This is a genomic window from Nostoc sp. C96 (assembly GCF_059384975.1).
Window position 1 is genome coordinate 40,807 of sequence record NZ_JBXUHI010000002.1, and the last position, 10,478, is coordinate 51,284.

Sequence of the window (10,478 nt, forward strand, 5' to 3'; positions counted from 1 at the left end):
GACTGTACAAAACAATTTAAACAGTGATATTGCCCTTTAATTTGTCACTATACAACTGGCTTTTGGAGATTAACTGAGAAAGGGCGAATATTTCAGCCCGACATTAGAGAAATAACTCACCCAAGTCAATTGATGAAATGATTAGCATGGATATTCCAGATATTCCATTTGATTTAGTAGAAATAGTGCAGGGTGTCAATAATGACTATTTCATCATTGATACCCTTGAAAAAGATGCTTTTATGTCACTGCCTGCTGATATAGAATCAATTTTTAATGCTTGCCACTGCGCTCAATATAGAGGCTCTTATTTCGATAATAAATATGCACTCGTCTTGGATATTTTGATTCAAGGGGCGACAAGCTCCCTAAAGTGCTTGCTGTATAAGCTCCATAGCCCTTAAACCTCGCTGATAATATGCTTGCTTATTGCGAATGGAAGTGACCAGTTCCTCGACTTTCATGCTTGACACCCTTGCCAAGCAACTATCCAATTAAAACCATACAAACCTATCCAAAAATTGCTGTGCCTTTTTTCAGCTTTACTTTGCTCTTGAGAACGACAGACATAAGATTGTTGTCGCTGTAATTTAATTTTTTGACCTTGTAACCAAGCACTCGTCATTGCTAAAGCAATTAAGAATATTAAACGTACAAGTCTATCAGGGTTGGCTTGGGAACTTTCTAAATTATACCCGCCTGTTTTACAATCTTTGAACATCGCCTCAATCCCAAAACGTTGAGCATATATTTTGATGGCAGTGTTTAAATCAGGTAAATTAGTTAATAAATACCAAGCTTCCTTATCTTGCTTTCCCCGATACTTCCTTTTCCAATAAACAGCTAAATTGAACCAACCAAAACCTTGTTTTTGAGTAACTTTAACATCGGTATAAAAGGAGCGAATACCAGGATAAATCTCAATGCTACTTAAAGGCTGAAACTTCTGTCTTTTTTTCCGAAAAGTAGTATCTTTTTTTTGACGGAATACAAAACTCAGGTTCTGCTTGTGGAGCCATTGTGCCAGTTCTATACTGTGAAATTCTCTATCCCCAATAATTACTAGTTTGTATTTTTTTAATAAGCGAATTACTGGGCGTAATACTTTTTGCTGTTCTTCTAGGTTACTGCAACCATCTTTCCCTAACAAACACCAATATATTGGCCAAGCTCTTTTTTGATAAATCACGCTCACCATCAACACATTATTTTCTTTCCACTGTGTTCTATCCATCGCAATGGTTAATTGTGACCCTATTTTAAAATGTTGGTTAATTATGGCTTCAATGATGGGAAACCACAATAAGACTACACTCAAAGTATTCGATGTTAAAAACCTTTGTATATGCCGTCTACGACTGTTTTGTTGTATTGGTAGAGGTAAGGTTGCTGCCAGTCTTTCTATCTTCACCTGTTTCTGATTTTGTAATAACCACACCAACATCTTTAGGGTGACTAACTGTGCTTTATTTAGGTATTTTTCTAAGAAGTTTTGGTAGAATGATGCCAGCATTTTGATGACGGTCTTGATTAAATTACGAGACCGTTTTTTTTTACCATTAAACTGTACCCTACAGGTAGCTGCTTAATAACTGTACAGTTCATTCTCAATAAGTACCCAATTTTTTCAAGGGGTCTGTGTCTCCAAAACCATTATCTGGCATGGTTTAGAGGCGATTGTCGCCCCCTGAACTGAAAGAGATTGTGAAGAGAGGTAAAAACCCGGAGTATACGTGCCATCAGCACATAGGCAGAGTGGGAAGTAGCACAGGGCTACCGACTGACGAAGTGGTTCATAGAAGCATATCAAGAATGGAATAATCGTAAGCGTTTAGAAGCAATTGATACAGCCATACAAGAGATAAAAATGGTGCTGAAAAAAGTTATGCTGTCAGAAACTAATGAGGCATAACTTAAAATACAGCGATCGCTGCTATGCCTATACAAGCTTGTATATAGATAATAAGTGTTAGCCTTTGTTATGGGTAAATAAAAGAGTAGAGTTAATGTTAGCGATCGCTTGTATTGTTATGGCTGTACTAATGGAAATGTGCATAGATGTTAAAAGTTAACCTTCGCATGGGTATACAAGAGGGTAAGAAAAATGGATACGATGCCTGTGGTGGTAGTAGCGATCGCCTGCCAAGCTATACCTATACAAGAGGCTTAGTCAAAGTAAGGAAGGACAGCGATCGCCTGTTAAGATGCCAATACAAGAGGGTATGAATGCAGATATCACTGTACAAAAATGTTGAGCCATACCTATATAAGAGGGATAAGGAATGGATATACAAAAGGATATAAATAGAGGCATCCCTATACAATAGGGAAAATATACAAATAATCTCTAGACAAGAGAGTAGGAATGCAGATATCTCTGTACAAGATGGTGAAGCCATGCCTATACATTAGGGTAAGTATGCAGATATGCCTAGACAAGAGGGATAGAGCATAGGTATACAACAGGGTATAAGCAGAAGTATCCCTATACAAGAGGATATGGGAGGTCACGAGAGAATAGCCAGTAGTATCCATGCACAAGAGTAATTGAATAGTCCTTACTAACATTCCTTGTTCTCTAGAGAACAAGGAATGTTAGTAAGGACTATTCAATTACTCTTGTGCATGGATACTACTGGCTATTCTCTCGTGACCTCCCATATCCTCTTGTATAGGGATACTTCTGCTTATACCCTGTTGTATACCTATGCTCTATCCCTCTTGTCTAGGCATATCTGCATACTTACCCTAATGTATAGGCATGGCTTCACCATCTTGTACAGAGATATCTGCATTCCTACTCTCTTGTCTAGAGATTATTTGTATATTTTCCCTATTGTATAGGGATGCCTCTATTTATATCCTTTTGTATATCCATTCCTTATCCCTCTTATATAGGTATGGCTCAACATTTTTGTACAGTGATATCTGCATTCATACCCTCTTGTATTGGCATCTTAACAGGCGATCGCTGTCCTTCCTTACTTTGACTAAGCCTCTTGTATAGGTATAGCTTGGCAGGCGATCGCTACTACCACCACAGGCATCGTATCCATTTTTCTTACCCTCTTGTATACCCATGCGAAGGTTAACTTTTAACATCTATGCACATTTCCATTAGTACAGCCATAACAATACAAGCGATCGCTAACATTAACTCTACTCTTTTATTTACCCATAACAAAGGCTAACACTTATTATCTATATACAAGCTTGTATAGGCATAGCAGCGATCGCTGTATTTTAAGTTATGCCTCATTAGTTTCTGACAGCATAACTTTTTTCAGCACCATTTTTATCTCTTGTATGGCTGTATCAATTGCTTCTAAACGCTTACGATTATTCCATTCTTGATATGCTTCTATGACCACTTCGTCAGTCGGTAGCCCTGTGCTACTTCCCACTCTGCCTATGTGCTGATGGCACGTATACTCCGGGTTTTTACCTCTCTTCACAATCTCTTTCAGTTCAGGGGGCGACAATCGCCTCTAAACCATGCCAGATAATGGTTTTGGAGACACAGACCCCTTGAAAAAATTGGGTACTTATTGAGAATGAACTGTACAGTTATTAAGCAGCTACCTGTAGGGTACAGTTTAATGGTAAAAAAAAACGGTCTCGTAATTTGATCAAGACCGTCATCAAAATGCTGGCATCATTCTACCAAAACTTCTTAGAAAAATACCTAAATAAAGCACAGTTAGTCACCCTAAAGATGTTGGTGTGGTTATTACAAAATCAGAAACAGGTGAAGATAGAAAGACTGGCAGCAACCTTACCTCTACCAATACAACAAAACAGTCGTAGACGGCATATACAAAGGTTTTTAACATCGAATACTTTGAGTGTAGTCTTATTGTGGTTTCCCATCATTGAAGCCATAATTAACCAACATTTTAAAATAGGGTCACAATTAACCATTGCGATGGATAGAACACAGTGGAAAGAAAATAATGTGTTGATGGTGAGCGTGATTTATCAAAAAAGAGCTTGGCCAATATATTGGTGTTTGTTAGGGAAAGATGGTTGCAGTAACCTAGAAGAACAGCAAAAAGTATTACGCCCAGTAATTCGCTTATTAAAAAAATACAAACTAGTAATTATTGGGGATAGAGAATTTCACAGTATAGAACTGGCACAATGGCTCCACAAGCAGAACCTGAGTTTTGTATTCCGTCAAAAAAAAGATACTACTTTTCGGAAAAAAAGACAGAAGTTTCAGCCTTTAAGTAGCATTGAGATTTATCCTGGTATTCGCTCCTTTTATACCGATGTTAAAGTTACTCAAAAACAAGGTTTTGGTTGGTTCAATTTAGCTGTTTATTGGAAAAGGAAGTATCGGGGAAAGCAAGATAAGGAAGCTTGGTATTTATTAACTAATTTACCTGATTTAAACACTGCCATCAAAATATATGCTCAACGTTTTGGGATTGAGGCGATGTTCAAAGATTGTAAAACAGGCGGGTATAATTTAGAAAGTTCCCAAGCCAACCCTGATAGACTTGTACGTTTAATATTCTTAATTGCTTTAGCAATGACGAGTGCTTGGTTACAAGGTCAAAAAATTAAATTACAGCGACAACAATCTTATGTCTGTCGTTCTCAAGAGCAAAGTAAAGCTGAAAAAAGGCACAGCAATTTTTGGATAGGTTTGTATGGTTTTAATTGGATAGTTGCTTGGCAAGGGTGTCAAGCATGGGTTCGAGGAACTGGTCACTTCCATTCGCAATAAGCAAGCATATTATCAGCGAGGTTTAAGGGCTATGGAGCTTATACAGCAAGCACTTTAGGGAGCTTGTCGCCCCTTGAATCAAAATATCCAAGACGAGTGCATATTTATTATCGAAATAAGAGCCTCTATATTGAGCGCAGTGGCAAGCATTAAAAATTGATTCTATATCAGCAGGCAGTGACATAAAAGCATCTTTTTCAAGGGTATCAATGATGAAATAGTCATTATTGACACCCTGCACTATTTCTACTAAATCAAATGGAATATCTGGAATATCCATGCTAATCATTTCATCAATTGACTTGGGTGAGTTATTTCTCTAATGTCGGGCTGAAATATTCGCCCTTTCTCAGTTAATCTCCAAAAGCCAGTTGTATAGTGACAAATTAAAGGGCAATATCACTGTTTAAATTGTTTTGTACAGTCATGACAGGGCTGATGATCGCTTCTCTCATTTCCTCCAGATTACGGCATAGCATATTGAACTGCTAACCCAGATTAGTTTCTGACCGCATAACAAATCAAAATTTGTATTTTGCTCAAACACCACATGAATTATAAGAATCAAGCTCCGATACAAATTCTTTGCATACTTGATAGCTATCTGAGACAAAAATAACACTGTCGTCATCACGAATATGCTTTTTTATTTTGTACAAAAAGCGACCTATTCTTTGGCAATATGTTTCAACTACGCAATATTCCATAATTTGTATTTCGTCTCAGTCTTATTTATCTACTAACCACTTTTCTAGTATTGGTTTAGGCAATCCGAATTCATCGGCGTATTGTTTTTCTCTTTGGCAATCACGACTACTCCAAAAAACCATCATTTCAAAAGCAGAAAGTGCATTGTTTATCGCTTTTTGCTCGTCGTTTAGTTGCTTTACGCCTTGCTTGATCAGATCATCAATATATTCTATGTTAAGTGAGTTTGCTTTTTGGGCTGTTAATTCATGAATTTCCATAGTCATTAGTCATTAGTCATTAGTCCACAGTTAGCAGTTAGCACTAAAGGTTGAGTACTGTACAGTTATACTCAAGCTTCAACACTGTATCTATATACATTACTTTTAGTTTAGTGATAACACTCAGATGATCACTTCTCTTGAAAGCTGCTGCATCCATGCTTCATAGATTTAGGTAACTTAGGCTTTATATCTTAACCGTTCTTCCTGAAATAGAACTGGTTATTAATAAAATAAGTGGTTATACTAACTCATGGATAAGATTTTAGTTCAAGTTTTCATGGTATAGCCTATATCTTTAATAGTAGGACAGTGAGAGGATTTCGACAACAGGGCATCAATACGTAATTTTCTCATTAATAACTAGTTCTATATTTAGAATAACGTTACATAATTAAGTTTTATAGGACTAGTTATTGACTTAAATAACTAGTTCTTTTAATATAGAACTAGTTAAGGAAAGCGGGATTTTACCCGCCTCATATAAAAAGGATGTCTGTATGCTAACTCAAATTGATCCACAAAACCAAGCTCAAGCTCCATCTGATAGCTACTACGATGGTGAATTTGATGCCGCTATCGGCTTACCTCCTCAATCTTACTCCGGCGACTACTGGCAAGGTTATCTTCACAAAACTCTCGAAACTGGTAACACTCCTTTCTAACTACTTAAGGGAGGCAATGAACCTCCCTTCAAAAAACCACAGTTGAAACCTATTTGTCTCGCTTCAAACAAGAATATTTTCAAAATGCAATTATTAACACCTGAGATTATTGCTCAACTACCTGTACTGTACGCACAAGAGCAAGCTGATGATCCTATTGCGTATATCAAATTTTTCACTCCTGACTCTCAATGGACTTGGTATGTACTTGAATTTGACCGTGAAGACTTGTTTTTCGGGTTAGTACAAGGATTTGCAGAAGAACTCGGCTATTTCAGTTTTAGTGAATTATCCGAGGCTCGTGGCCCTTTAGGACTACCAATTGAACGCGATTTGTACTTTAAGCCTACACCTCTATCACAACTTCGCAAAACAAAATAAAAGCTTTAGCACTCAAAAGAAAAAGCACTTACCAAAACTAAAAGTGCTTTTTCTAAAGGCAAATCTTAAGGAAGATTTACAATATATGCAGCCAACAAATTTTGTAGTCTTTAGTTCAGAATTAGAAGCACAATTAGTAGCTGAACAACTTTACAACTGCCAAGTTGAAGGCAATATTTTAAAATTTCCTAAACAAGAAAAACTAGCTGTTGATTTAGCAATCAGTCTAGCTAATATTTTAATTATTGGCGCACAATGCCAATTACCTTTTCCAAGACACGAGCGCGAATGTAAAGATGATGACGCTCCACAAATTTATGTAGCTTGTTTATCTGCCTACAATTCTGGGATGCTACACGGAATTTGGATCGACTGTACCCAAGATGTAGAGGCTATTAGAGAAGACATTGAGTGGATGTTGTCTTGGTCGCCTTGCCGTGATGATGAACCTTGCGAAGAATACGCAATTCATGATTATCAAAATTGGCACGGTATTTATATCAATGAGTATGAAGACATAGAGAAATTAGCTGAACTGGCTCAGATGCTTTCTGAAAATGGAGAAGCTTATGCCGCATATTATAACTACGATAGTACCTCAGCTAGTATAGAAGACTTTCAAGAACGTTATTACGGTGAATATGAAAGCGAGGAAGATTTTGTTTATACACAACTTGAAGAACAAGGAGTGTTAAAAAAATTAGAAGAAATGGGAATTCCTAGTTCTTACCTCAACCTAGAAGCAATAGCCCGTGATTGGTTCATTGATTCTTATTATTCAGTAGAAGAAAGTTATAACAAAGTCTATATATTCAGCCGCTTTTAATAAAGAAAAATTAAACCAGAGGGATAAATCCTCTGGTTTCAATATATCTTTAGTTTTTTTGAGGTTTTTGTTGTTGAGGTTTAGGACTTGGAAAAACTACTGTTTCCTTATTTAGTCTTAACAGGTAGCAGTAGCTTTTAGTATTAGGACAAGCGATCGCAGAAGGTGAATTAATCCCCACTGCATAACCAATGCACAGAGTAGTAACAAAAGAACCCAGATAAATTAGCCAGCCTGACCAACCCGAACCAACCCAACGGGCAAAGTGAATCAGGTTTATTCTAAATTGCTGCGATCGCTGGCTGCGAAGTTCGGAGCGTTTTTGTTCAGCCTCAATCCATTGCTGTGATTCATTGAGTTTGTTTAAAGCTATTTGGGTGGCTCGAAGCCTGGCCTTTTCCTCAATAACTTGATGGGCTTTCACCTCAATAGTATGCTTTTCTTCTGCTATTCGGATACTAACCCATTGTCCGATGTCGGTGGCAAGGTCATCAAAGGCTGCGGCTGCGGGAATATCGGGGAAGTTGGCTTTTTTCCCATAATTTTGTCTTTAAAAGCATTTCTTAGCTGCTGCCATTCATTTTGAAATTCGGGCGATCGCATTTCTTCTAGTAGGGATTGCAAATACAGTTTAGGTAGGCCAGCCATATCACCTTTAGCTTTCTGCTTGACCATTTCTCTAATTAACTCTCGTTCCTCCTGGCCTAATAAAGCTGTAGTTTCGCCTAACTGCTCCAAAAGCGTATCTGTATCTGCATCTAAATTAGATGTGGAAGCATTGGTATTAGTAGTTAATCCAAAATGTTGTGCTACTTCCTGAACAGATTTACGTTGATTTTTGATTAAGTCACCAGCTTCAAGGAAGCGATCGCACTCTGCCGAAGAGTATTCATCTTTTTCCTCTAGACCACAGGCTTGTAATACTTGCATCGCTTCCATGAGAGTCAGCTTAAATCCTTTATTACGAGCTTTACTCAATAATTCAGTAATATCTAATGGTTTAGCCTTCCTTCTCTTCTTACCTTCTGTAACATCATTTTCTGGAGTAGCAGAGGCTTGAGAATGCTGTTGTTTTACTAGTTCCACTGCTTGCTGAAAGTCAACTGCTGTAATCTCTTCATCGCTATATTCTTCCTTATCTGTAGATAGTTCACAGATTTCCAAAGCTGCTTTGACATCCTCTGGGGATAAAGAATACATATTTTGCAATGCTTCTTTTGTATATGGCATATTAACTCCATTAACTAAATAATCCTTCAAAAGTGCTGTCGTCTTCGTGATATATCAAATCATCCAAAGGCTGAGAACCAGTGCTTATGACTTCTGTAGCAGTTGATGGTTGCAAGTTAATATCATTAAGCTTTGGTGGTTTAGCGACAGGTGGAAATGCTTTTGTAGTGGCGGCTGGTTGTAATACAGCATCATCGTCTAGTTCCAAACCAAAGCTTTCAGCTAAATAGCTAATATGCAATTTCAAACGATAAATAGCATTCTTAGCACATTGTCTTAACTCCTCATCAGAGTAACCTGCCTCTTTCATTGCAAATGGTAGCCAATAAGCATTTAGGGCAGAAAATAACTTGTCACGTTCGGTAAAAAGTGGGTCTTTCGCTTTGAGGAAATTGACCAGGGCAGTATTCAAGTCTTGAGATTCCAAAGCAATACGGAATCGATATTCTATTTGTTTAGCCATTGGCAGTACCTACTTGCACTTTAGTCTTCAAAGTGCTGCCGCACAGGTAGAAAAATAAACCATAAACATCAGTTAGTCGGTATTGTAATGACTTGGCCGCAACTTGGGAAAAATTATCGGTAATTTGTGACTCCAAATGATCGCACCAATTAACTTTTGTTGTAGAAAATAAGTTGTTCAATTGAGAACGAAAATAATGAGCCGTACCACCACCCATAATTACCTCGTCAACATCACGAGGTACTTGCAACTTCAACCAATTGGATAACATCATCCAATACTCTTTCCTGCCATTAGTGATTGCATTTCTAATTGTGGTTATTTCATGCTCTTTGTAAGCTGCATCTACCATTGCCAATTCTTCTAAGGCTTTATTATTAATGTTCCGTCCCGCTTTACAAATTGCTGCCGTTAGTTGATGAGGATTTAAACCAGATGTTTGGGACATCACAGACTCAATCATTTTGGAAAATCCCAACGGCTCTGTTTTACCTTTGCTCATTTCTCCACGTTCAATCACTAGGATAGAAGTGTCTCTGTACCCTAACATAATCACAGCAATTGTCTGATCTCTGATGCTAGAGCCTGGGGCGCGGCCTCTTGTGAGAATACCTCCCCCTTCTGGAAGACAGACAAAAGCATCCAATTTAAAAGACTTAGCTTGTCCCTTGAACTTATAGTCAGCTAATGCTTTAGTGATTAATTCTCCAAATAAAGCTCTATCTTGGTACTCTCCCCACGGCAGCAGTATACCTAATTGGATAGCTGAGTTATTGGGTAAATCGTGTTTCGTAGCGATCGCGCCAACCATAGCCAGAACTTTCGGCAAAGCTAATTCAAATTTGCGGCGTTGCAGTTGTAAATCTGCATTGAATCGCTTTCGAGCCAAAAACCCTACAGCTTGAAAGCTGTTCTGATATTCAATCCAAGCACTATTCTCAGGTGAAGAATTACCGATTTTACTCTGTTCATAAGCTTGTAAGCTTTCTAAAGGAACTGTTGCAACTTCCGGCTCCATCAAAAGCAATTCCGGTTTAAAGCTCTCCAAAGTATAGAAACATTTGAGAAATGAACCACCCGGATCTACTGCAAGTTTTAGTGGACTCATAAAATTTAATGACTTACTTGAAGACTCAGTACACCAAAAATTAGTAGCAAAACGTATCAGTATATAAGGGGAGTTTTATGGTAAAACTATGGTATTTACATGGCA

At 37.8% G+C, this 10,478-nt stretch carries 15 protein-coding genes; 6 read left to right on the top strand and 9 right to left on the bottom strand.

Annotated elements, in window-relative coordinates:
- Nucleotides 1-146: 146 nt before the first annotated feature.
- Entirely contained in the window at nt 147-404 is a 258-nt protein-coding gene (locus AC504W_RS28350) for a hypothetical protein (protein WP_494879792.1), read from the top strand.
- 56 nt (nt 405-460) lie between these two features.
- Here AC504W_RS28350 and AC504W_RS28355 read toward each other — a convergent pair whose 3' ends face one another.
- The gene (locus AC504W_RS28355) at nt 461-1,513 is read right to left on the bottom strand and encodes an IS4 family transposase (RefSeq protein ID WP_494879794.1); all 1,053 of its coding nucleotides are present in this window, start codon (nt 1,511-1,513) and stop codon (nt 461-463) included.
- Nucleotides 1,514-2,079: 566 nt separating this feature from the next.
- Between AC504W_RS28355 and AC504W_RS28360 the strand changes: the two genes are divergently transcribed.
- Nucleotides 2,080-2,226, top strand: a complete 147-nt coding sequence (locus AC504W_RS28360; RefSeq protein WP_494879796.1) for a hypothetical protein — start codon at nt 2,080-2,082, stop codon at nt 2,224-2,226.
- A 708-nt stretch (nt 2,227-2,934) separates the two neighbouring features.
- On the opposite strand, the gene AC504W_RS28365 is transcribed toward AC504W_RS28360, so the two are convergent.
- Both AC504W_RS28365 and AC504W_RS28370 read right to left on the bottom strand, forming a co-directional pair.
- Nucleotides 2,935-3,081, bottom strand: a complete 147-nt coding sequence (locus AC504W_RS28365) for a hypothetical protein (RefSeq protein ID WP_494879796.1) — start codon at nt 3,079-3,081, stop codon at nt 2,935-2,937.
- A 167-nt stretch (nt 3,082-3,248) separates the two neighbouring features.
- Nucleotides 3,249-3,404 (bottom strand): hypothetical protein, encoded by a 156-nt coding sequence (locus AC504W_RS28370; protein ID WP_494879797.1) that lies wholly within the window; start codon nt 3,402-3,404, stop codon nt 3,249-3,251.
- A gap of 242 nt (nt 3,405-3,646) precedes the next feature.
- On the opposite strand from AC504W_RS28370, the gene AC504W_RS28375 reads away from it, so the two are divergent.
- Nucleotides 3,647-4,732, top strand: a complete 1,086-nt coding sequence (locus AC504W_RS28375; protein ID WP_494879799.1) for an IS4 family transposase — start codon at nt 3,647-3,649, stop codon at nt 4,730-4,732.
- 22 nt (nt 4,733-4,754) lie between these two features.
- On the opposite strand, the gene AC504W_RS28380 is transcribed toward AC504W_RS28375, so the two are convergent.
- Together AC504W_RS28380 and AC504W_RS28385 are read right to left on the bottom strand one after the other, a co-directional pair.
- Nucleotides 4,755-5,012 (bottom strand): hypothetical protein, encoded by a 258-nt coding sequence (locus AC504W_RS28380; protein WP_494879792.1) that lies wholly within the window; start codon nt 5,010-5,012, stop codon nt 4,755-4,757.
- Nucleotides 5,013-5,460: 448 nt separating this feature from the next.
- The gene (locus tag AC504W_RS28385; protein WP_190968815.1) at nt 5,461-5,706 is read right to left on the bottom strand and encodes a hypothetical protein; all 246 of its coding nucleotides are present in this window, start codon (nt 5,704-5,706) and stop codon (nt 5,461-5,463) included.
- A gap of 494 nt (nt 5,707-6,200) precedes the next feature.
- Between AC504W_RS28385 and AC504W_RS28390 the strand changes: the two genes are divergently transcribed.
- The 3 genes from AC504W_RS28390 (at nt 6,201) to AC504W_RS28400 (ending at nt 7,572) form a co-directional block, all read left to right on the top strand.
- Nucleotides 6,201-6,365, top strand: coding sequence for a hypothetical protein (locus tag AC504W_RS28390; RefSeq protein ID WP_190968814.1), 165 nt, complete (start codon nt 6,201-6,203; stop codon nt 6,363-6,365).
- Between the two features lie 84 nt (nt 6,366-6,449).
- A complete protein-coding gene (locus AC504W_RS28395; RefSeq protein WP_190968813.1) occupies nt 6,450-6,746 on the top strand; it encodes a DUF2958 domain-containing protein in 297 nt (98 codons plus the stop codon).
- Nucleotides 6,747-6,831: 85 nt separating this feature from the next.
- Complete coding sequence (locus AC504W_RS28400; RefSeq protein ID WP_494879801.1) at nt 6,832-7,572, top strand: antirestriction protein ArdA; 741 nt, start codon at nt 6,832-6,834, stop codon at nt 7,570-7,572.
- Nucleotides 7,573-7,621: 49 nt separating this feature from the next.
- Here AC504W_RS28400 and AC504W_RS28405 read toward each other — a convergent pair whose 3' ends face one another.
- The 4 genes from AC504W_RS28405 to AC504W_RS28420 are packed head-to-tail and all read right to left on the bottom strand — an operon-like array spanning nt 7,622 to nt 10,373.
- Entirely contained in the window at nt 7,622-7,996 is a 375-nt protein-coding gene (locus AC504W_RS28405) for a hypothetical protein (RefSeq protein WP_494879803.1), read from the bottom strand.
- A gap of 23 nt (nt 7,997-8,019) precedes the next feature.
- Nucleotides 8,020-8,802 carry a hypothetical protein gene (locus tag AC504W_RS28410; RefSeq protein ID WP_494879805.1) on the bottom strand — a complete coding sequence of 261 codons (783 nt, stop codon included), beginning with the start codon at nt 8,800-8,802 and terminating at the stop codon, nt 8,020-8,022.
- 10 nt (nt 8,803-8,812) lie between these two features.
- A complete protein-coding gene (locus AC504W_RS28415; protein WP_494879778.1) occupies nt 8,813-9,265 on the bottom strand; it encodes a hypothetical protein in 453 nt (150 codons plus the stop codon).
- Nucleotides 9,258-10,373 (bottom strand): ParM/StbA family protein, encoded by a 1,116-nt coding sequence (locus AC504W_RS28420; protein ID WP_494879807.1) that lies wholly within the window; start codon nt 10,371-10,373, stop codon nt 9,258-9,260. The genes AC504W_RS28415 and AC504W_RS28420 overlap by 8 nt, the downstream gene beginning before the upstream one ends.
- Between the last annotated feature and the right edge of the window lie 105 nt (nt 10,374-10,478).